The organism is Pedobacter sp. 22163 (genome assembly GCF_052045595.1).
Classification (GTDB): domain Bacteria; phylum Bacteroidota; class Bacteroidia; order Sphingobacteriales; family Sphingobacteriaceae; genus Pedobacter.
Genome location: NZ_JBQEPM010000002.1, coordinates 797,634 through 820,509 on the forward strand (window position 1 = coordinate 797,634; position 22,876 = coordinate 820,509).

Annotated in this window: 11 protein-coding genes; 9 read left to right on the forward strand and 2 right to left on the reverse strand. The window is 42.3% G+C overall.

The annotated features are described in order from the left end of the window. Window positions 1–24 precede the first annotated feature (24 nt). The gene (locus ACTJKN_RS07985; RefSeq protein ID WP_440823860.1) at window positions 25–1,041 is read right to left on the reverse strand and encodes a GntR family transcriptional regulator; all 1,017 of its coding nucleotides are present in this window, start codon (window positions 1,039–1,041) and stop codon (window positions 25–27) included. Window positions 1,042–1,382: 341 nt separating this feature from the next. Here ACTJKN_RS07985 and ACTJKN_RS07990 point away from each other — a divergent pair, with 341 nt between their 5' ends. From ACTJKN_RS07990 to ACTJKN_RS08020, 7 genes are all read left to right on the forward strand, one after another. Continuing rightward, on the forward strand, window positions 1,383–4,562 hold the full coding sequence (locus ACTJKN_RS07990) for a SusC/RagA family TonB-linked outer membrane protein (RefSeq protein WP_440823862.1): 3,180 nt from the start codon (window positions 1,383–1,385) through the stop codon (window positions 4,560–4,562). A gap of 18 nt (window positions 4,563–4,580) precedes the next feature. Beyond that, on the forward strand, window positions 4,581–6,152 hold the full coding sequence (locus ACTJKN_RS07995) for a RagB/SusD family nutrient uptake outer membrane protein (RefSeq protein ID WP_440823865.1): 1,572 nt from the start codon (window positions 4,581–4,583) through the stop codon (window positions 6,150–6,152). A gap of 17 nt (window positions 6,153–6,169) precedes the next feature. Next, window positions 6,170–7,069 (forward strand): DUF5017 domain-containing protein, encoded by a 900-nt coding sequence (locus ACTJKN_RS08000; protein WP_440823867.1) that lies wholly within the window; start codon window positions 6,170–6,172, stop codon window positions 7,067–7,069. Continuing rightward, window positions 7,066–9,654 (forward strand): glycerophosphoryl diester phosphodiesterase, encoded by a 2,589-nt coding sequence (locus tag ACTJKN_RS08005; RefSeq protein WP_440823869.1) that lies wholly within the window; start codon window positions 7,066–7,068, stop codon window positions 9,652–9,654. Before ACTJKN_RS08000 ends, ACTJKN_RS08005 begins: the two co-directional genes overlap by 4 nt. An 8-nt stretch (window positions 9,655–9,662) precedes the next feature. Continuing rightward, window positions 9,663–13,073 (forward strand): hypothetical protein, encoded by a 3,411-nt coding sequence (locus tag ACTJKN_RS08010; protein ID WP_440823870.1) that lies wholly within the window; start codon window positions 9,663–9,665, stop codon window positions 13,071–13,073. Further along, window positions 13,066–14,475, forward strand: coding sequence for an SGNH/GDSL hydrolase family protein (locus tag ACTJKN_RS08015; protein WP_440823871.1), 1,410 nt, complete (start codon window positions 13,066–13,068; stop codon window positions 14,473–14,475). Before ACTJKN_RS08010 ends, ACTJKN_RS08015 begins: the two co-directional genes overlap by 8 nt. Before the next feature lie 65 nt (window positions 14,476–14,540). Then, complete coding sequence (locus ACTJKN_RS08020) at window positions 14,541–17,315, forward strand: hypothetical protein (protein WP_440823873.1); 2,775 nt, start codon at window positions 14,541–14,543, stop codon at window positions 17,313–17,315. Window positions 17,316–17,790: 475 nt separating this feature from the next. On the opposite strand, the gene ACTJKN_RS08025 is transcribed toward ACTJKN_RS08020, so the two are convergent. Then, window positions 17,791–18,804, reverse strand: a complete 1,014-nt coding sequence (locus tag ACTJKN_RS08025; protein ID WP_440823875.1) for a LacI family DNA-binding transcriptional regulator — start codon at window positions 18,802–18,804, stop codon at window positions 17,791–17,793. 216 nt (window positions 18,805–19,020) lie between these two features. Here ACTJKN_RS08025 and ACTJKN_RS08030 point away from each other — a divergent pair, with 216 nt between their 5' ends. Both ACTJKN_RS08030 and ACTJKN_RS08035 read left to right on the forward strand, forming a co-directional pair. Continuing rightward, the gene (locus ACTJKN_RS08030; RefSeq protein WP_440823877.1) at window positions 19,021–20,865 is read left to right on the forward strand and encodes a glycoside hydrolase family 97 catalytic domain-containing protein; all 1,845 of its coding nucleotides are present in this window, start codon (window positions 19,021–19,023) and stop codon (window positions 20,863–20,865) included. Between the two features lie 8 nt (window positions 20,866–20,873). Beyond that, on the forward strand, window positions 20,874–22,874 hold the full coding sequence (locus tag ACTJKN_RS08035; RefSeq protein ID WP_440823879.1) for a glycoside hydrolase family 2 protein: 2,001 nt from the start codon (window positions 20,874–20,876) through the stop codon (window positions 22,872–22,874). The last annotated feature ends 2 nt before the right edge of the window (window positions 22,875–22,876 follow it).

Genomic DNA, 22,876 nt, shown 5'->3' on the forward strand with positions numbered 1-22,876 from the left:
ATGTTTTGCGTATCAACAGGTTCTTTAGAGCGAATGTCTTTTGATAACTTTTGTCGGGTTTCTCGTAATCACGATTTTTTCATCCAGGATGGCCTGTGCAACTGTTTTACCCATTGCCTCAAAATCAGTTGATATGACCGTAATGCCATCTTCAAGCACTTCTTTCACCAGCGTATCATTGTAAGAGATGAGCCCTATATCCTTCCCTAACTTAAGTTTCTTTTTTCGGGCAAGTTTAATTAACATGACATCATCGGTGTCGTACCTGCTGAAGGTTACATAAGCATTACCTTTTTGAAAAGTCTTTTCATCAATCTCAGATTGTATCAGGTATGGATACTCAGTTTCAGTGCAATAATGTAGAAAACCTTCAACCACCAGCCTGGCATGTACAGCTTCGGGATGGGCAACCAATATCAGCCGATCGTATTTTTTTAACTCAGCCTGTAGTTTATGAAGGCTGTTATAAATGTCATAGCCGTAATCCTGGTATATACTACTGTAATTTCCTGATAAACCTTGTTCATTTAAATCAATAATTATTCTTTTCTTGTCAGGAATCAGGTTGAGGAGCGGGGCTACATTTTCTTTTAAAAAAGTTGCAATGACATAATGTGTATATGATCCCAGATTTTCTTTGATCAATTTTTCGAATACCTGATAATTATGGTGGTGAAAGTAGATATCTATATCAGCGCGGTTTTCCAGTTGATTAAAAAGCGTCCTGTAAAACTGTTCACGCAGAATATTCATTTTATCAAGGAGCAAAAACACACGGAAGGAATGATGAATGGCCTTTTTGCGTACATAATACCCTTTCCTGTATACAGATTCTACAATACCTTTTTCAACAAGCTCATTCAGCCCTTTGAGTAAAGTTTCCTTACTCATTTTTAATTGCAACTGCAGCTGTTTAAGAGAAGGCAGCTGATCTCCGATATGTAGCTGATCAATTTCAATCAGTGACATAATGTGATCGGCAAGCTGCTGATATTTCATTTTGCCTTGATTGCCTTTCTGGAGTGTATTTTCAGAGGTCATAGGTATATTATTTAGGCAAATGTAATTAATAGACCATACAAACCAAACCAGCCCACCTAACAATTATTTAATAATCACCCAATTTTGGGTGTAGGGAGGCTTTTTTTATTTTTTTTTATCTTTTGTAAAGAAATAAAATATATTATATTTGTTAAGTAACCAGTCCAGTCCAGACCAGACTAATGTTTGAGCATTTGATGATGTGCGTAGTAATTATTGTTGTACTGCGCTAATTGCTATTCTCGGGATCTGGATGAGGTTTTAAATGCTTTAACAAGTCATTTATACTGCAGGCACGTAAATGTCTGTCGTAACAATATAACCAAATATAAACAATGAATATGAAACCAAACTTACTCTTAACGGTGCTATTGGTTCTGGGTATTCCGCTTTCCAGTCTGGCTCAAGCGGTAAAAACCATTACCGGAACTGTTACAGAAGAAACCGGGAAACCCTTGCCGGGTGCAAAAGTAGTCATCCAGGGTAAAACAACTTCCCGTGTAACAGATGATCAGGGCCACTTTAGCTTTTCTAATACAAAGGAAAGTGAACTATTGGTGGTCTCCATGGTTGGCTATATCAGCAAAACTGTGGTTATCACCAGTCAAAACCAGTATAAAATTCAGCTGGTACCTAACAACACTGCTTTAGATGATGTGGTAATTGTTGGTTATGGCCAGGTAAAAAGAAAGGACCTTACTGGTTCGGTCGGTTCTGTAGTGATGAAAGATATGGAAAAGGCACCGGTAGTTTCCTTTGAAGATGCTTTGGCAGGAAGGGTGGCAGGAGTGCAGGTCGGTTCTGGTGATGGGCAGCCAGGCAGTATCAGTAACATCACCATTCGCGGTGGAAATTCCATTACCCAGTCTAACTCACCACTTTATGTAATTGACGGCTTTCCTTTGGAAAATCCCGACAACAATACCATTAATCCGGATGATATTGAATCAATAGATATATTGAAAGACGCATCTTCTACCGCAATTTATGGCGCGAGGGGAGCCAATGGAGTGATCATAATCAAGACCAAGGAAGGTAAGGTAGGCGCGCCGGTAGTTAACTATAACAATTGGCTGGGCTATCAGTATCCGTCAAAGCAGATAGAAGTGATGAGCCCTTATGAATTTGTGAAGTATCAGCTGGACCTGAATAAGACTTCGGCTACTGCTTTGTATCTTAAGGACGGTAAAACTTTAGATGCGTACCGCAATGAGCAGGGGATAAACTGGCAGGATAATGTATTGCAGAATGCATTTATGCAAAATCATAGCTTCTCTATGAGAGGCGGTACAGCGGCTACAAAATATTCGGTAAGCAGCTCTTATTTAGATCAGAATGGAATTGTGATTAATGGTGGATATAAGCGATACCAGGGGCGGTTTCAGATCGATCAGCGTGTAGGGAAAAATATGCGAATTGGCATTAATACCAATTATACATACGGAATCAAAAAAGGCCAGATCGCAAATCTAACCAGTGATAACTTAAACAGCAGCTCGGCGGGAAATGCCAGTTCGTATTTGATGTACAGTACCTGGGGATACAGGCCCGTTACGGGCAATGCGGATGATGAAAATTTCCTTGATCAGCCTTTTGACGATGATGTGGCGGGCAATACAGATTTAAGGATAAATCCAGTGGTAAACTCCAACAACCTGTATCAGTATGCTTTTAACAAATCACTTACTGCCAATGCTTTTGCGGAGTATGCTTTCCTGAAGTATTTTAAGTTTAAGGTAAGTGGCGGGATGACGGATACCCGTTTGGTTTTTGAGCGTTTTAACAATTCTAATACGGCAGCCGGAAATCCACGGACCGTTTATGGGCAAAGCTATGGCATTAATGGTTCCCTCGAAAATCAAAATATCCGCAGTTTGCTGAACGAGAACCTGCTCACATTTAACAAGACATTTAACAAGAAACACCGTTTAGATGCAGTGGCTGGATTTACCATGCAGCGAAATAGTATGGAAGGGGATGGATTTGTATCTATTTTATTGCCAAATGAGTCATTGGGTGTCAGAGGGCTTGACCAAGGCACTGTTCTGGTAAAAACAACTTCAGGTACTTATTCAACGCTGGTGTCCTTCCTCGGGCGTGTGAACTATACGTTCAACTCCCGCTACCTGTTCACGGCTTCTATCCGGAGTGATGGATCTTCGAAATTTGCCCGGGATAACAGGGTGGGTTATTTTCCTTCGGGGGCCTTTGCATGGAATATTGGGGAAGAAAATTTCCTGAAATCAGTGAAAGCCATTTCTTCTGCAAAACTAAGGGCTTCTTATGGAATTACCGGAAACAACCGGGTATCAGACTTTGCGTACCTGAGTATTTTAGATCAGGAAGTGGGCGCCAACACCGGAAATACCAGAAGTGGCTATTATTTTAACGGACAATATATTAAAGGAACTGTACCTGTTGGGCTGGGAAATGAGAACCTTAAATGGGAGCGAACCGGAAACCTTGACCTTGGAATAGACTTAAGTTTCTTTAAGCAACGCATCAGTTTAACTACCGATTATTATTATAAAAGAACTACAGACTTGTTGCTGAATGCTTCATTGCCTACTTCAACCGGGTACCTTACCGCATTTAAAAATATTGGTGTTGTGGTAAACAGGGGCTTAGAGTTTACCTTAAATACGATAAACGTAAGTACAAAGAAATTTAGCTGGACATCCAATTTTAACATTGCATTTAATACCAATAAGATCGAAGAGTTGAATGGTGATCAGCCTAGTTTGATTACACGTGTTTCGAACTGGAACGCCAATTTCAATAACTCTTTGCCCTATATAGCCTTACCAGGACGCCCTGTGGCCTTGTTTTACGGCTATGTTTTTGATGGCGTGTATCCTTTAAGTGATTTCAATGTATTGTCTAACGGTAGCTATGAGCTGAAACCTGATGTACCGAATAATGGAGGCGCCCGCTCGCTCATTAAGCCTGGCTTCATCAAATACAAAGACATTAACGGAGATGGAGTGGTAGATGCAAATGATCAGACGATTGTTGGTAATCCTAATCCGAAACACATTGGAGGCTTTTCCAATAATTTCAATTATGGCCCGTTTGACCTCAATGTTTTCTTGCAATGGTCTTACGGGAATGACATTTTAAATGCGAACCGGATTGTGTTTGAAGGCGCAGAAGCCAGGCCAAGTCTGAATATGTTTAAAACCTACGAGAACAGGTGGTCTCTGGAAAATCAGAATAGCGATTTGCCCGTAGCCGGTGGTTATGGTCCTAATGTGTTCTCCGACAGGAATATAGAAGATGGTTCCTTCCTTCGGTTAAAGACGGTCTCGTTGGGCTACAACCTTTCCTCTACAATAACGAAAAAGCTGAAAATACAATCAGCCCGCTTTAATGTTTCGGCACAAAACCTGATAACCTGGACCAACTATTCTGGCTTGGACCCTGAAGTTTCAGTGCGCCATTCTGCGCTTACACCTGGTTTCGACTGGAGCCCATATCCAAGAGCGCGCACCATCACCTTTGGTATGAACCTAACTTTTTAACAATAAATGTTTTTACAAATGAAAACAACTTTATTATATATCGCGATGATGCTGGCACTGGTTGTTAGCTCATGTTCAAAGATCCTGGATACAACCCCACAGGATTTTGTATCGCCAGTAAATTATTACAATACAGAAAGTGAACTGCAATCTGCACTGGCCGGAGTATACGACCGTTTGGGCGATAACAGGGTTTATTCACAAGGTATGTCTTGCTACATGGTTTTTAGCGATGAGTTTTTCATGAAAAACCAGACGTCGGGAATGAATGCCAATATTGTGGATGCTTCGACCCTGGAATTAAACAGACATTGGGAAACGCTTTACACGGGTATTGAGCGAGCAAACATGTTACTCGAAAACATAGATAAGGCCGTTAAGGTGACTGTGGAAAAACGCAACGAAATAAAAGGTCAGGCACTATTTTTAAGGGCATACTATTATTTTCTGCTGGCGGATGAGTTTGGAGGTGTGCCTTTAAAGCTTCAATCGAGCAAATCACCCGAAGAACCGCCTCTTCCTGGTACGCCGTTAAAGGACCTTTACGAACGTATTGTTACTGATATGAAACAGGCAGAAGGCCTGGTGAAATCTATTTCTGATTATGGCTATAATACCCGTATTACAAAAACTACTGTACAGGGTATACTTGCTAGGGTATATTTAACCATGGCAGGCGCCCCGTTAAATGATGTTGCAAAATATGCTGATGCCAGAACTTATGCAGAAAAAGTAATGCTGTCAGGATTGCACAGCCTTAATCCCGATTTTAAACAAATCTATATCAACCACGTTCAGGAGATTTTCGATACAAAGGAAAGTATGTGGGAAGTAGAATTTAAAGGCGTAAACCAGGGCGAAATACAAGAGGGCGGCATGATTGGCAGTTATAATGGCATTACCTGTGGAAATATTGAACTGGGATATGGTTATGATTATGTTCATGCTACGGCGAAACTTTACAATGCTTATGCAAATGGCGACCTGAGAAGGGACTGGACAATTGCTCCTTACCGGTATGTTACAACCGGACAAACGGCTGTACGGACCAATTGGGCAGCAGATCAGCTATACGACCGTAGTAATGGAAAATGGAGGCGCGAGTATGAACTTCTTTTGCCAAGAAATCAAAATTATACCGGTACAAACTGGCCGCTGTTAAGGTATGCCGATGTATTGCTGATGTTTGCAGAAGCTGATAATTATACCAATAACGGCCCCTCTGTAAATGCGTATAAAGCGATAAATATGGTGAGGCGAAGGGGTTATGGAAAAGATGTGCTTGTTCCTGATGTAGCGGCCGATGCTGCTGCTAATTTGTCTCAGCAGGACTTCCTTGATCTGATCAGGAATGAACGGTTACGTGAGCTCGCTTTCGAGGGCATTCGGAAGCACGATCTTGTACGATGGGGTATTTATCCATCCGTTATGCAAACGCAGGCAAGAGAATACCAAACCAACATGCCAACTGCTTTAAAAGACGCGGCTGTTGCACAGGCACAGCGCGTAACAGATCGTGCTGTTTTATTCCCGATCCCCAACAGCGAACTGGCCGTTAACCCTAATATTAAACAAAATACAGGATGGTAACTACAAAATTGTATAAGATGAATAAGCTATTAATTGCCTCTGTTATATTATTTTCCCTGGCTTCCTGCCAGAAGACCTATGAGCTGGCTCCGCAGGATGACTTTTCTGTTGAGTTGGAAAAAAACAGTTATAAAGTTGGAGAACCCGTTAGGTTTATAATTAATGGTAAACCGGAGAACATTGTGTTTTGGTCGGGAGAAGCCGGGCGCAAATATGAGTACCGGAAAAGAACGGTTGTGGAAGGAAATGCGGTTTCCCTCAATTTTAAAACTTATGCCCAGTTCGGCTTAATGCCCATCGATCAATCGGTGATTAAACTGTACGTATCTACCAATTTCAACGGAATATATGATGCTACAAATGTAAAGGCTGCCACCTGGGAAGATATTACAGATAAAGCTGTTTTATCTGCCGGCCTGGATCAGACCCCCTCAGGAAATATCAGCCTGAACACTTTTGCCGCGCGGAACAAAAATATGGCGCTGGCTTTGGTTTATAAGACCAGTGTTATAAAACCAGAAGCACAGCAAAACCGTTGGGTAATCCGTTCTTTCGATCTTAAAAGCACCAATCAGCAAGGGGAAGAAACAGTACTGGCCACTATGGCTACCGCGGGCTGGACTGCTTTTAATTTTAGTGGTCCTGCAACCAATTGGAGTATTAGTTCAGCACAGTTGCTTACAGTGAGGAACAGTACAGATCTTGATGACGACTGGGTAGTAAGCAAACAGTTTAACCCTAATAGTATTTTGCCAGACGTAGGGGAACCTATTAAGAATATTTCCCAGAAACTAACAGATTATACCAGGGTTTATACTAAAGCTGGCGTATATAAAGTGTCGTTTGTGGCAACCAACGCCAATGTAGAACAATCACTTACAGTTGTAAAAGAAATAGATTTAACCATTACCCAATGAGATTAAACCCTGTAATCGTGCTGTTGCTTGCTTTTGCAAACAGCAGTTATGCCCAGCTAGCGCCCAAAGCCCGGTTAACAAATGATGTACTTCGCCTGAACTGGGAAGATACCGGTAAGGGATATCAAATAAAACAGCTGTCGGTAAAGGGACAAAACGGATGGCATTCCCTGTCTGGCACATTGGGGCAATATACCCTGCTTTACAGTGCAGATCAACCCAGGATGGATTCGGAGGCTAAGGACAAAAACGGGAAAGAAATTCAGTTTCCCGAACCTGAATACCGCTATATCATTCCTACCTGGAAGGCGAATACCTCTGCGGTTTCCTTAAATAAGGAAGGGCGTGCCATTTTATTTTATCCACAGCAATATAAGCAGGTTGGCAATACACTCGTTTTTCAGCAAAAAACAGATGTCTCTACAGTAAAAGCAATCTGGAAATTAGATCCTGTTTACAAAAATGATCTTTGTGTTTCCATTCATTTAACAGCCGATAGGGATGGATATTATTCCATAGCGACTCCGGCATTGAGCACAAACGACAAAAAGAGTTTCGAATGGGGCTGCATCCCCGGTGTGTTCCAAGGCAGTACCATCAACAATGACTTTACAGATGCCTATGCTTATGGCCACGGAATTCCGGATAGACCGGTGGTGGTAAGAGAAAGAACAGCAGCTGCACTTACCGCTATGCTCACCAATAGAGATGGAATTACACTCGCCGTAACGGCCGAGCCTGGAACTGCCAGGCACCCATGGGAATATGATAAATCTACCCAGTCGAACTGGCTGCTTGGCCTGTCACTGATCAACAGGCAGGAACAACTGAGCCCAACCTTATATCATCCGGTACTGGGGCAGAACAAGTCGTATTTAAAAAAGGGAGAAAGTATCTCCTTTGATTTCAGGTACACCATCAATACTTCCAACTGGTATCAGGCATATCAGCATGTCGTAAGTGATGTTTACCGCTTTGATGAGCTACTGCACTTGAAGCAAACCAAGCTTTCCTTATCTGATCGCATGGAACAACTTTTAGACTATGTGAAAAAGGACAGTACTTCACGGTGGCGGACTTTCGATTATCACGGCCAGACTATCGGTGCCCAGGAATATTTGGGTGGAGTGTATGGCTCTGAAAAAGATGCCGTAAAAAATGCCGATTATGGGGCTATGTGGATGTTGGCGAATATCACTCAAGATCCGATTCTGGTTCAGAAACGACTAAAAGACGCATTGAACTTTAAATTGGCGCAGCAAAATACCGCCGGCGGGTTCTTTCACGGGGCTGCTGCTGGTCAATACTACCTCTATAATTCAAAACGGTTTACCGAAGAATGGGGCCCTTATACCGAGCCAATTGCAACCACTTATTATATGTTGCTAGATATGGGAAATGTGTCTTTGTTTGAGCCAGATAACCAGCAGCTTAAATCGGGGATACGTATGGCGGCCGATTGGCTTTTGACTAAAATGAAGCCAGAAGGTTATTGGGAAGTGGCTTATCATAACGACACGCAAAAGCCTATGTTTGAAGATCTGAAAGATTATAGGCCTACCTTTTATGGTCTATTGGTAGCATACCAAACGCTTCGGGATAGGAAATACCTGGAGGCGGCTGTAAAAGCTGCAGACTGGTATATCAAAAATGCTGTAGAAAAAGGATACTTTTTAGGTGTTTGCGGAGATGCCAGGTTTGCACCTGATTTTGCAACGGGACAAAGTGCCCAGGCTTTGCTCGATCTGTTTGAAATTACAAAGGATGTACGATTTAAACAGGCTGCAATTAAGACTGCACAATTCTATACCACCTCCATCTATTCTCATCCAATTCCGAATAAAGAAAGCAAAAAAGTTGGGTCCAGGCAATTGGAAGACTGGCAAATAAGCCAGGTGGGGTTAAGCTTTGAACATGGAGGAATTTTAGGTTCCGCAAATAACAGCGGCCCCATCATGCTGGCAAGCCATGCCGGCATGTTTATAAGGTTATTTCAACTGACAAAAGATTCGCTATACCTTAAAATGGCAAGGACAGCAGCATTAAGTAAAGATGCTTTTGTAGACCCCGCCACGGGAGTCGCTTCCTATTACTGGAGCGCCATGAACAAGGGAGCCGGGCCTTTTCCTCATCATGCCTGGTGGCAGGTGGGTTGGATCACCGATTACCTGATGGCAGAACTTTCCTTGCGTTCGCAGGGGCGGATTGATTTTCCTTCAGGCTTTCTTACGCCTAAGGTTGGCCCTCACAAAACGTTTGGCTTCAGGCAGGGAAAAATATTTGATCAGCAGGGAGACCTGACATTGATGGAGAAACTGGTTTCATTGAACAATCCCAATATGGACTATGTATGCGCCTTGAATAAGCAGGATAAAGTGTTTTACCTGTTTGTATTGAATAACGATGACGAAATACAAAAAAGTACCCTCAAGCTAGACATGTCCAATTTTATTCCAGGACATAACCTGGATTTGAAAACCGCCAAATGTTTTTCTGCATCAGGTTCAAAAATTCCTTTTTCTACAGGAGATCCTATAAAAATAGCACCTTATGGTCTCCAGGTTTATGCATTTACATATAAATAAATTAAGACATGTACCAGAAAACCAGGCTATGTTTATTATTAATAGCATTCTTGTTTTTAACAACGGGAACTGCGATTGCTCAGCAGGAAAAAAGCCTGTTGTTGGGGACTGATTTTCAGTTTAAAGGCAAATGGTTTAATGAAGTCAATAAAGACGGCATCAGTGGTAGCATTTTAAGGTTTTTAGAAGGAGAACAGGACAGCACATCTGATGCATTAACCGTGATGAATATCGGAAAAGCAGGTCGTTATGCCATTTGGATAAGGACCCCCGATTTTGATATCCGTCCCCGTACCCGGTTATTTCAGCTTTCGGTTGGGAACGCCAGGTTAAAAAAAGCAGGCGGACATGGAAAACCAGGATATGCCTGGGAGCGTCTCGGAAGTGCTGACCTGAAAGAGACTGATGTGCTGTTGCGCCTTCATAATTTTAATTTTGGCCGCTGCGATGCTATTCTTTTTACGCAGGACAGCACCATCAATCCAAATGATATAGACAAGAAAACCCTTTTATCCTGGAAAAAGCTTCCTGTTATGCAGGAAACACTTACAGCGGAAAAGAAAAACACGAGTCCCGCACTTCAACTGGGCAAGACGGATAAAGTAATTGCAGGAATTGAAAACGAGGCCGTACGTGTGCAGTTTGTACGAACGGGGGCTGACCATAAGGCCATAGCTTGTAAAACAGAAATAAAAAAAGATGGGTCCTGGCAACAGGTAAGTACTGCAAACATTGAAGACCATAGGATTTTCTTAATCAGTACTAATGCCACCGCTATCCAGTTTAATAAATACTACCCGGCCTGGGATAGCCAAAAACCAAATGCATATTTTGTTTTTAAGGGGAATAAATATGCAGTTTACCAGCCGGGAGCCGATCTCAATCCTTTTGAGGCGGGGAACCTAAGCGAGGCCATTCCCATAACAGCAGAAGCTGTAAATAAACAGACCATAAAAGTTCAATATGTGACCAGGAATGGTTCTGAAATAACTGGTTTGTGGACATTACATCCGGGGCAGCAACATATTGATCTGCGGCTGATCTGCAAGGTTGCCCAGCCAGGGTATTACAGTATAGGGATCGAAGCGTTTCAACCTGTTTCTGATCAGGAGCTGGAAAGCGTACTGATGGCCCCCATGTTTCAGTATAAGCGGCTTTCTGACGGTCCGCAAATGATGATTACTTCGATGATGCAGCAACCCTTGGCTATTGTTTCTTCAAAAACAGGGCAAGATATTGTTTCAAGTTATGTGGCAACAAGTCCTGAATTGTTTAAAAAGGATTGGGGTTCTGTAGACTATGCGCCAGCGGGTTTTACACTGAAGAACCACAATAACCAGATACAACCGGTTATGTTTTCTCCGGTTCTGGGAATGAACGATTCTAAATACCGTGCAGGGGAGCTGATTGACAGGCGGTTTATTATTGGTGTAAAGTCGGGCAATTGGGATTCGGCCATGGATTATGTATCGAAAGAAGTGTTTGAGGTAAAGGACTACCGGAAACAAGAACAAGCTTCACTTACCGACGCGGTATTCAACATGATTGAGCTGGTGAAAAACGACAATGCTGCGGGATGGTCAACTAAGCTAAAGGGCTTTTTTGATATTGAAGGCGACCCTAAAACAGCACCTACAGTTGTAAATGCCACACCATTGGCCAACATAGCGCTTTCTGTATTGCAGAATGATGAAGAATTTTACATCAGCCGGTCCTTGCCGACCATAGAATTTACGCTTTCCAGAAGCGGGTACCGATGGGCGACCGATATTGTTCCGACAGCGTATAATGCTACACGAAAAACGCTGGAGTTCAATCCGCTTACCTCTCAGTTCACCACATCTTATTACGTAGGGTTGGATCGCTTATTGGGCGGATTGAATCCCTGGCTGAAAAATATAGCACTACCGGGAGATAGCCTTAGGATGGCAAAAGGCTACTCAACAGATTTCCATTCATGGAACCAGGCGCTTTGGGCATACCAGCTCACAGGACAGGCAAAATGGCTGCAGCAGGCAAAAAAAGATGCCGATCTTTTTATTCAGCAAAAAATATATAACAATACCAGTAAAGTATTGAGCCATGTACCTTTTTACAATGCCAGTTTTTATCCGCCCTGGTGGGACCTGCTGGATCTCTATGAAACAACAAAGGATAAAAAGTATCTTAAAGCTGCAGAATATGGTGCCCACTTCACCATTGCGGGAATACGCAGCTATCCGAAAGTGGAAGATAGTCTGCAAACAATTCACAAGAATAATCAGTATGATGGCGTTACACATATCTGGTGGAAAGGCAATGAGCCTTATCGTTTAGGCTTTCCCCGGAAAAATGACGATGTACAGGAGAAGAAAGTACCCGAATGGTTGGTATCGCCAGTGGGCCTGGGCCTGGAGCAGCCTAGTACTTATTTTACCCGCGTAAAAGATCAGACAATCCGTCCGGTATTTATGAGTAGCTGGGCACCTCATTTATTGCGTTTATTCCAGTACGAGAACAATTCTATCTACGAAACCTATGCCCGCAATGCAGTAATCGGTCGTTATACAAACTATCCTGGGTATTACGGTACGGGTTTTACAGATATACCCATGTCGGTTGATTTTCCTTATAAAGGACCGGATGTGAGTTCCATTTATTATCACCATATCCCACCACACATCGCTTTTAGCCTCGATTACCTGATCTCAGAAAGCATACAGCGTTCGAATGGAAATGTAGTGTTCCCTTATAGCAAACAGGAAGGATTTGTCTGGTTTAACAATCGGGTATATGGTGGCGGAAAAGGAAAGATCTTTGGCGATCAGGAAGCCACACTGTGGATGCATAAGGGCCTGGTAAATATTCAGCATCCAGAAATCAATTATGTTACCGCAATTTCGGATAAGAACTTCTGGATCCTGCTTTCCTCGGAAGCTGAGTCTGGGCAAAAAGTAGCTGTACAATGGACTGATGCTACGGCTGCGCTAAAGGATGGGAAAGCCCTGGTTTATGCGCAAAGCGATCAGCCGGTTTCCCAGAATTTTAAAGCGGCTAAGATTGATGTTGTTGTCCCTGCAAAAGGATTCAGGGCCATTGCTATTCCGTTAAAGGCGACTCCGTTAGCAAAGAAATATCAGCCGGTAAAAGATGGAATGAAGGTAATTGATTTGGGGGCTCCCTGGGGGCGTGTATTCTTGTTCCGTATCCGCTCTCCATTTGGTTGGGATACCTGTTATGGATTTGCAGAAACAGCTCCTTTAAACGGATATTCCGTAACCGTTAATTGTAACAATCAAGTGCAGGAAATAAAGCAATATCCTTACGAATGGAGTTTTAACAAACTGGCAATGAGTGAGGACGCAAAACTGGAGCTCATTTTTAAAAGTAATGATGGGAAAACAAAATCAAAAAAGATTGTACTCAATGGTAATGAATAAAAAATGTTCGAAAACTGCATTGCTTGCTTGTTTATTAATGTCTGCTACTGCATTTTCTCAAACCAGGCCTGATCGTGATCAGATTGCGGCCTCCCAGGCAGGGGCTTCTCCGCTTTATTTTGATGTTTCTGCAGCGAATATCCCGGTGATTGAAGCGGGTAATTTTAACAATGAACTGGAATGCAATGTCAGGGGAGGTCTTCCGCGCTTCTTTGAAAAAGTAAATACGGGTAAAAAAGTGGTGGTTGCTTTTATTGGAGGAAGCATTACCCAGGCAAATTTTGGTTATCGCCTTCAAACGGCCAGGTACCTGGATCAAACCTATCCTCAGGCCAGCTTTCAATGGATCAACGCAGGAGTCTCGGGCACGGGAACGGAGCTTGGCGCATTCAGGATCAATGAACAGGTGCTCAGCCACCAGCCCGATCTTATTTTTATAGAGTTTGCCGTTAACGGCGCTTATGCCGCAGGGATGGAGGGCATAATCCGTCAAACGATTAAGAAGAACCCCAATACAGCTATTTGTTTGCTGTATACCATTTTAACCGGGCAAACTGCCTTTTATCAAAAAAATGACTTGCCCCCAAATATTAAAGGACTGGAGCCGATTGCGGCACACTACAACCTGCCTTCCGTAAACTTAGGTGTGGAGGCAGCAAGCCTGGAAGCAACAGGAAAGCTGATCTGGAAAGGGAACCAGGCTGATCCGAATAAGATTTTATTTTCTGAGGATGGAATCCACCCGACAACGGCGGGTGGGAACCTGTATGCAGCTGCCATAGCCAGGGCCTTCAAAAAAATTGAGGCAGCAAAGCCTTTAAAAAAGAAGGAGCTGCCAAAGCCATTAATTACTGCCTTATGGGATGATGCAATGATGGTGGATCCATCAACTTTACCGGTTACTGATAAGGGCTGGAGGGTGTTGTCAACAGGTACCGATCCAAACCTTAAAAAATTCAGTCCCTGGTTTTCTAATGTACTTTCTGCAAATAAGCCCGGGGCCACATTTAGTTTTCGTTTTAAAGGAGATATGCTGGGTGTATTTGATATTGGCGGACCAGAGGTTGGACAACTGGAGTGGATCATAGATGGAAAACCAGTTAAACTAAGCAGGGAAAAAGAAGGAAATTTTATTTATTACCAGGCAAAAGATACAACCGCTGCTGATCTATTGAACAGGTTCAACAGCTACTGCAATAACCGTTACCGTGGACAATTTGATGTAATTAAAGTACCGCAGGGTGAACATTTGGTAAAGGTAACCCTAGCTGGCCGGAAAGCCAATAAACTTATGATACTGCCAGAAGACAAGAGAGGGGATATTATTCAACATCCCGAAAAATATGATCAGACAGTGATCTATTTAGGCCGGATTTTATTAAGGGGGACATTATTGAAATGAAACAGATATTTAAATTAAAACCGCATATAAAATTCATTTGCTTTTCAATTGCGTGCTGTTTATGTATGCAATCGAATGCGCAAATTGTAGAAGATGGTCAGGGCTTTAAAATTTTATCAAAAGGTAAAACTTACCTCTTCAAGCCCGATTTTGTTGTTGTTTGGAACGAAAAGGATCCTGAATTGGCATTAAAGCCTTCCGGCTTAAAAAAAGTATCTTACAATATTCCCACCTGGAAAACCAGCGACAGTAGCCTGGCCGATTATCGTCAACAAATTGTTAACGCCAGTGTTGCCGGAGATGGATTTGACGATAAAATATTAAGAAGTGCGAAGCAAGATAGAACGGCCAATATCTATCACGCCGGGAAAACACATTTTCTTAGTGCCATTAAAACAATCAGTTCTGGAGATTCCATTCGTTTTATCTTTCCCGAACATGCCTTGTTTACGCTAAAAGCCTGGCTGATTAAAAGTAGTTTGCCTTATCCTAAAATGGAGTTTTTGTTTACCCCTAAAAAGAACGGTTTTTATAGTGTTGGGTATATCGGGGCGCCGTCTTTTAAAAGTGATCATGTTGATGAAGTATGGCAGCCCCTGATCTGGACCGAAAAACGGGTTCCCCTGCAACCTTATCTTACGCCGTCGTTTATGGCAACAATCCCTACTACACTGGTGAATGACGGGTATAACTCAATAGGTGTACTGGCTGATTCGAGGTATTTGCCTTTTCAACCTTTACCGCTTTTAACCAACAGCCAGTTTGGGATCGCACTTCTAAATAACAAATCAGCATTACAGCCCCAGGTTTTCGCCCCGATGCCAGGTGGTTTCAATTCTCAGATGAGCGCCGGGCATTCTTTTGAGTTTTCAATGAACCCTATTGTTGAGCCCTTGAGCATCACAAAAACATATGAGCAAATTGCAACAACTGTGTTTGGCTTTAAGGATTACCGTACCAATGCCACCGTCTCTATGAATACAACCCTGGATAACCTGATTGATTATTCAAAGACCCGTTATGCCTGGTTTATCGATAGCCTGAAAGGCTTTGCCTATGCTACGGATGTGCCTGGTGCAGTAAAGAATGTTTCGAGCCTGAACCCGCTTGAACTGGCAATCGTTAGAGATGATCAGGAAATGTTTGATAAAAGGGCATATCCTTTAATGGAGTTTATGTTGTCGCGCGAAAAGTTCCTGTTTGCGATTGATAGCAACCAGAAAATTCAGTCTCCATCCAGGAAATTGAGGGGGCCTATTGCGCCATTGTCCGAATTACAGGTTTTATCTGATGTTTTTGGTGGGAACAACTCCTTTTATGCTACGATGGCCAAAAAAGAGTTCGGAACGGCGCGTGTCAGAAATCTTGATGAAGAGCAGAAAGGCCGCAACTGGGTCAATGCAATGTTTATGTTTAAACTGACATCCGATTCGGCTTATTTAAATTTAAGCAAGACCCTGGCGGATAAATATCTGAAAGAAAGAGTAAATACAAGGTTAAAGGCGTTTGGTGATCCCTTGTTTAGTTCCAATTTCTTCTGGCCAACCTTTACCAATAACTGGTCTGCTCTTTTGGAGTTATATGAACTTACTGCTGATCGCCGGTATCTGGAAGCCGCACAGGATGGGGCCAGGCATTACACCTTGTTTACCTGGATGACACCCGCTATACCGAATGATGTGGTTACTGTAAATAGAGGAGGGAAAGCACCGATGTATTGGTACCTCAAATCAAAAGGACATCATCAAATGTATTATCCTGAAGAAAAAGTGCCTGCGTGGAGGCTTTCTGAGATGGGACTTACACCAGAATCATCGGGAACTTCAACCGGGCACAGGGGTATTTTCATGTCCACTTATGCGCCCTGGTTGTTAAGGATAGGCTATCATACAAAAGATCCGTTTTTAATGAATGTAGCTAAAGCTTCGATTGTTGGCCGTTCCGAAAGTTTTCCAGGATACCATATCAATACGGAGAGAACTACAGCCTATGAAAAGGCCGATTTTCCACTCCACGAGCATAAAGACCAGAGTGTAAACTCCTTTCATTACAATCATATCCTGCCAATGGCTTCTATGTTTGTTGATTACCTGGTTTCAGATGCTTATGTGAAGAGTAGTGGCAGGATAGACTTTCCAAGCAATTATATAGAGGGATATGCGTATTTGCAGAATAAGTTTTACGGCGCAAAGAAAGGCCTGTTCTTTCAGTTCGAAAATGTGCAACTCTGGATGCCTTCCCGCCTGTTGAACACCGCTAATATTGCTTTAAACTATGTTAGTGCAAAAAAAGGAGATACCCTTCTGCTTGCTTTTATGAACCAATCTAAAGCGGATATCAGCACCCGTGTTTCTGTAGATGCTTCGAGGGTAGATTTTTCAAATAGTACCAGAGTTCAGACTTTATATCCATCAGCGCAGGTTTTGAATTTAAAAGACGGCACTTTCCAGATCAATGTGTCTGCCGGCGGCATTACTGCCCTGGCTATCCCGGGCGTAAAAATCAGCAGTACTTTTCAGGACCAGATCCTGAATGTGAAAAAAGACCAGAGAAATGATTATATCAATATCCCGGAAGGAGATACAAAGGCATTATTGTTTAAACTTGGGGCTTATGCGCAAAAGCTTTTTGTATTTCTTCAGGAAGATGATACCAAATGGAAGAAGGCGCGGTTGGTCTACAAGATCAATGGAGGCAAGGAAAAGAGCATTGATAAAAATGAATACCCATTTGAATTTACTGTGCCTGTTGATCAAGATAAAGCGGTTCGTTTTCACCTGGAATTAACAGATATCAATGGAAAATTGACGCGATCCAAAGAAACGGAATTGGGAAAATAATATTTATTTCCCACAATAGCCTTTTTGGATATCAACAGGTTTTATTAATGATAGATTTTGTAAGTTATTGATAATAAGTGTATTGTGTGATTTTTTAGCAAGCAGCATAAGGCTTAACAAAGTTACGAATCTGTCATCAGCACTCTGATGTATTTGAAAAATTCTAACCTCTGCCATTTGATGTTATTTGTAAATTACTATTAATCAGTAGTTTAACTACTTTCGCATTTCCATCCAACTAGGCCATAGCACGGCATCCCAGTTCTACTTAAATCCGGCCTAACAAATTTTTCGGGCCGTACTGTTCTGGCCGCACAACTGCCTTCAAAAGAAAAATTTTCAGCCGGCATTTTTTGTTTCTTTTTGATGCCAAAAAGAAAGAGCCCTTCGGCGGCGGCGAGCCGAGGCAAGCCCCTGGTGTATGGAAAAGGAAAACAATTGTATGTCACTCATTTTTTATAAAATAAATTATCCCTCAGGTCGACTCCCTGATGATCAGTTCTGTTTTCAATACTTTTGTCACGGCCTTCCAGTCGCTCACATCCCTGTTGATCTGGTCTATCAACAACTGTGCTGCGGTCATCCCGATCTCTGCTATCGGTTGTGCAACAGTTGTTAAGGAGGGTGCCATCAATGCCGAAGCATAGTCATTGCTAAAGCCGATAATGGCAATATCTTCAGGAATTTTTAAACCTCTTTTTTTGATGACCTGAATGGCTTCTATTGCCGTTGGATCGTTTACAGCAAAGATCGCATCGGGCGGGTTTTCCAGATTTAACAGGTGGTTTACATAAATCTTAACTTTAGAAAGGCCAAGGTCGTAAGAAATGATGAGCTCCTCATCTATTGCTATGTTGTTTTTCTTAAGTGCAGATTTATAGCCATCGAGCCTGCGCTCACTTATTCTCAACGATACCGGACCTGCAAGATGGGCAATTCTTTTTCTGCCGTTTTTTATTAAATAATCAACGGCATTGTAGGCACCCTCAAAATCATCCACAATTACTTTCGGAACTTTCATTTCATCGCATACACGGTTGAAGAATACGATTGGAATTCCCTTTCTTTCAAAAATCTTTAAGTGGTCGTAGTTCTTGGTTTCGCGGGTAATAGATACGATTATGCCATCAACCTGGTTGGCCAGCATCACTTTGGTGTTGGCTACTTCAGTTTCGTAGGTTTCGTTTGATTGGCTGACAACGGTATTGTAGCCAGCCTGGGTGGCTACTTCCTGTGCGGCTATGATTACCTGTGGAAAATAAGAACTCGAAAACTCGGGAACGATGATACCTATGGTATTTGTTTTTTTACTGATCAGGCTTATGGCAAGCATGTTTTTCTGATAATCGAGCTTTTTTGCCAGTTCCAATACTGCTTCTCTGGTTTTGAGGCTTACATTGGCATGGCCTGTTAAAACCCTTGATACAGTTGATTTCGACAGGTTAAGTGCCCTGGCAATATCTATAATGGTAACCTGGTGCTTTTTCATCGTTAAAATATCTGGTATGATGCAATCACAAAATTGATTATTTCCAATATACAACATATTAATTGATTGGGGAAAGGATTTTGGGAATGTTCCCAAATATTGGGACCGTTCCCAAAACAATAACTTTTTTGAAAGCTGCGAGGTTCTTTTACTGTACCTTATATTTGAATTAACCATTTATAAATCTCACCTGTAAAAGGGTCAAAAACATCAAATTTGAAAAAAGCGATATTATTTATCAACCTCCTTCTTCTTGTATTTGCAGCGAAGGGGGCGGTTTTGAATACTGAAATTAAAATGATCAGTCCCGCTGGTCATATTTCAGCCGAAATAGCTCAAAGGGATGGACATTTATTTTATACCATAAAGGCCGGTCAGCAATTAATGATCAATAATGGCACAATGGGGCTGGTGATTGACGATATTGCATACGGGAGCCGTGTTAACAGCCTCTCTATTTTAGCAAAGCGTACAGTCCGTACGGGAAATAAAGTATATCATATATACACATTGTTGTTAGCAGAAGCAGGAAGAAAATATAACATCGAATTTCGGCTTTCAAATGAGGGGGCTGCCTTTCGGTATATTTTTGATAGTAAAACAGCACAATATGTAGACAAAGAGCTTACGGCCTTTGTGCTTCCAAAATCGAGGGTATGGTTTTTTGAACGGAATAACAGCTGGAAACTGAAAAGTTACGCAGGATTATGGCAAAATACCACGGCAGATAGCCTGAATATAATATCAGGCCAGGGGCCGGTACAGGGAAAACCTTTATTATTCGAACTTCCGGGCAAAAAATACGCAATGCTTACCGAAGCGGCACTGTATAATTATAGTGGAATGCGTTTCAAAGCTTTGAAAAATAGGGTTTTACAAGTAGATTTTACAGAAAAGAACGGGTTTAAAGTTACGGGCAACCTGATTACGCCATGGAGGGTTTTATTATATGCCACGGACTTGAATAGGCTGGTGAATAGCTCGATGATCAATGACCTGAACCCTGAGCCAAATAAACAGTTGTACGCTGACCAAAGCTATATAAAACCCGGAAGGTCAGTCTGGAGCTGGATCACCAGGGATAAAAACTATATGCAGCCTGAAGAAGAGATGAAATTCATAACAGCTGCCAGCGAACTGAATTTTGAATATACTTTATTGGATGAGGGATGGGAAACGATATGGCCCGACAAATGGAAACAGTTAACTGAAATATGCAGTTTCGCAGCAGGTAAAAAGGTGGGGGTATGGGTATGGAAGAACTCAAAAGCACTTAGAGACCCCTTAAAAAGTGACGGCTTTCTGGATAGTGTGCGCAATGCAGGCGCTGTTGGGATAAAAACAGATTTTATGGACAGTGAGGCAAAAGAACTGATCGATTTTGAAATCGGATTTTTAAAAGCCTGTGCAAAAAGAAAACTGATGGTCAATTTCCATGGCTGCCATGCGCCCACCGGAGAAAGTAAAACCTATCCAAATGAAATGACGAGGGAGGGGATCCGTGGGATGGAACTGAATATCATGAAAGAGCCCATACCAGCTTGGCACAATGCTGCCCTGCCATTCACCAGGCTGGTGCTCGGCCACGGCGATTATACCCCCGGCTTGTTCTCCAACAAGGCCAATACCACTAATACACACCAGTTGGCATTGTTCTACCTGTTTAATTCGCCTTTCCAATGTATGGCCGAGAATCCGGTAAAGTTATTGGCAGATAGCCAGTTTAAACCTGTTGTTCCCTTGCTGAAAAAACTGCCTGTTACCTGGGATGAGACAGTTGTACTTAAATGTAGTGCTATTGGCGAAATTGCGGCCTTCGCAAGAAGGAAAGGAAATACATGGTATATCGCTGCAATTAACGGTTCAGCAAAAAATAAAGAAATCTCTTTTAATGCAGATTTTTTAAAGAAGAAGAAAAAATATAAGGTTATCGCGATAAACGATGCACCGGATGGCGGTTTTTTGAGCACAACATCAACAATTGGGGCAACTGATGTTAAAAAAACAGTAATTGGTCCCAATGCCGGACTGGTGATGGAAATCAGTCCCTCAGGTAATTAATTCTGATTATGAAAAAACATATCCTCTCTATAATATTGATTGTATTTTCACTAGCTGCATTTGGCCAGTCGAATATACAGTCGCTCTCCGGTGCCTGGTCTTTTGCCCCTGATCCTTTAAAGATAGGGGCAGATGAAGGCTGGGCAGCTCCGGCTTTCCCTGATAATAAACTGGATAAGGTTACCGTACCACACTCTTTTTCTGTCGACAAACGATATTTCTTTTATACCGGAACGGCCTGGTATTTTAAAAAATTCGACGCCAGGCCTATCGGTAGCGGTTTTAGGGCATTTATAAAATTTGATGCCGTCTTTTATAAGTGTAAAGTATGGCTGAACGGTAAGGTTATTGGTACACACGAAGGAGGATATACCCCCTTTGAACTTGATGTAACCACTGCGCTGAAAGAAAAAAATGTATTGTCGGTAATGGTTGATAATTCGTGGGACAAAACGACTATTCCCGGTGCAAGGGCTGTTGATTCCAATTACAATGCTGCCGCTGCGCAGGTATATCCCTGGATAAATTATGGAGGCATTACCAAACCTGTTGAGCTAAAGATAAGACCGGCTGTGTATATCAGCAATATCAAGATCCAGGCCGATCCCGACCTGAAAAAAGGTAGTGCTGTAATCCAAGTCAAAGCGTTTATTAAAAATACGTCTGCTGCTGATACCACAATTATACTAAACGCTGATGTTTCTGCCAATAAAGAAAAATTTACAGGCCTGTTTAAACCGGTAAAAATAAATATTGCAGGCAACTCATCCAGAGCGCTGAACCTGCAGGCCAATCTACCTGCAAAGCATGTAAAACTATGGAGCCATGATAGCCCTTCCTTATATGCTTTAGCGCTAAATGCGGGCAACGATACACTAAAAAGTAATTTCGGTATCAGGAAGATCGAAGTTAAGGGAACACAGTTGTTGCTTAATGGAAAGCCCATTAGAATGGGCGGCGGCAACCGGCCTGCTGACCATCCGGATTTTGGTTCCATTGATCCGGATAGTGTGTTAAAGAAAGACCTCATCCTGATGAAATCTGCAGGAATGGAACTATCCAGAATTGCACATCATGCAGTTTCTAACGATTTGCTGGATTGGGCCGATGAACACGGCATGCTCATTATCACCGAAGCGGGCAACTGGCAGCTGGCTTCCTCTCAAATGGCAGACCCTTTAATGCGGGGCAAATTTCAGTCGCAGATGCGCGAAATGCTCGAAAGAGACTGGAATCACCCCTCGGTATTTGCCTATTCATTGGGCAATGAGTTTTATTCCCACAAAGCCGAAGGACAGGCATGGGTGAGGGACATGAGCGCATTTGTGAAAAATATCGACAGTACCAGGCTAATCACCTTTGCCAGTAATATTGTTTTTAGGGACTACATCAAAAAACCAACTGATGAAGCTTCTCAATATGTTGATTTTATCAGTGCCAATGTATATGCAAACCATGCTAAATGGGTAGCCCATATCCATGAGTTGTACCCTTCAAAACCGATTTATATAAGTGAATTTGGTATGATGCTCACCCCAAATAAGACCGAGAAAGACAGGGAAGTTTATCTTAAAGATGCCATTGAGGCTTTTAGAAAAACGGATTATGTGATTGGTGCTTCCATCTGGTCGTTTAACGATTATCTGAGCCGTTTTCCTTTGTCCAATGCAGATGGATTTAGGTCTTGGGGAGTGGTTAATGCAAGGCGTGAACCAAGAGGCGTTTATGGTCTTTTACAAGCGGAATTTGCGCCTGCATTGATCTCTGTTATCAGTTTTAAGGATAACAGGTTAATCCTGAATATAAAATCAAGAAGCGATTTTCCTTCTTACAGCCTGCAGGGTTATCAGCTAAAAGCGGGGAGCAAAACTGTTCAGGTTAAAACATTGCCGCCCGGAGCCTCGCAGCAGATCAGTATCAATATCGTCCCGGGCGAAAAGCCAGCGTACATAGAACTGATCAAACCGGGTGGCTTTATCATCACGAAAACAAATATTAATAACAGATAAGA

Bases quoted from the DNA above. Each gene is read 5' to 3' on its own strand.
- ACTJKN_RS07985 (WP_440823860.1), bottom strand. From the start codon at position 1,041: ATGACCTCTGAAAATACACTCCAGAAAGGCAATCAAGGCAAAATGAAA.
- ACTJKN_RS07990 (WP_440823862.1), top strand. From the start codon at position 1,383: ATGAAACCAAACTTACTCTTAACGGTGCTATTGGTTCTGGGTATTCCG.
- ACTJKN_RS07995 (WP_440823865.1), top strand. From the start codon at position 4,581: ATGAAAACAACTTTATTATATATCGCGATGATGCTGGCACTGGTTGTT.
- ACTJKN_RS08000 (WP_440823867.1), top strand. From the start codon at position 6,170: ATGAATAAGCTATTAATTGCCTCTGTTATATTATTTTCCCTGGCTTCC.
- ACTJKN_RS08005 (WP_440823869.1), top strand. From the start codon at position 7,066: ATGAGATTAAACCCTGTAATCGTGCTGTTGCTTGCTTTTGCAAACAGC.
- ACTJKN_RS08010 (WP_440823870.1), top strand. From the start codon at position 9,663: ATGTACCAGAAAACCAGGCTATGTTTATTATTAATAGCATTCTTGTTT.
- ACTJKN_RS08015 (WP_440823871.1), top strand. From the start codon at position 13,066: ATGAATAAAAAATGTTCGAAAACTGCATTGCTTGCTTGTTTATTAATG.
- ACTJKN_RS08020 (WP_440823873.1), top strand. From the start codon at position 14,541: ATGCAATCGAATGCGCAAATTGTAGAAGATGGTCAGGGCTTTAAAATT.
- ACTJKN_RS08025 (WP_440823875.1), bottom strand. From the start codon at position 18,804: ATGAAAAAGCACCAGGTTACCATTATAGATATTGCCAGGGCACTTAAC.
- ACTJKN_RS08035 (WP_440823879.1), top strand. From the start codon at position 20,874: ATGAAAAAACATATCCTCTCTATAATATTGATTGTATTTTCACTAGCT.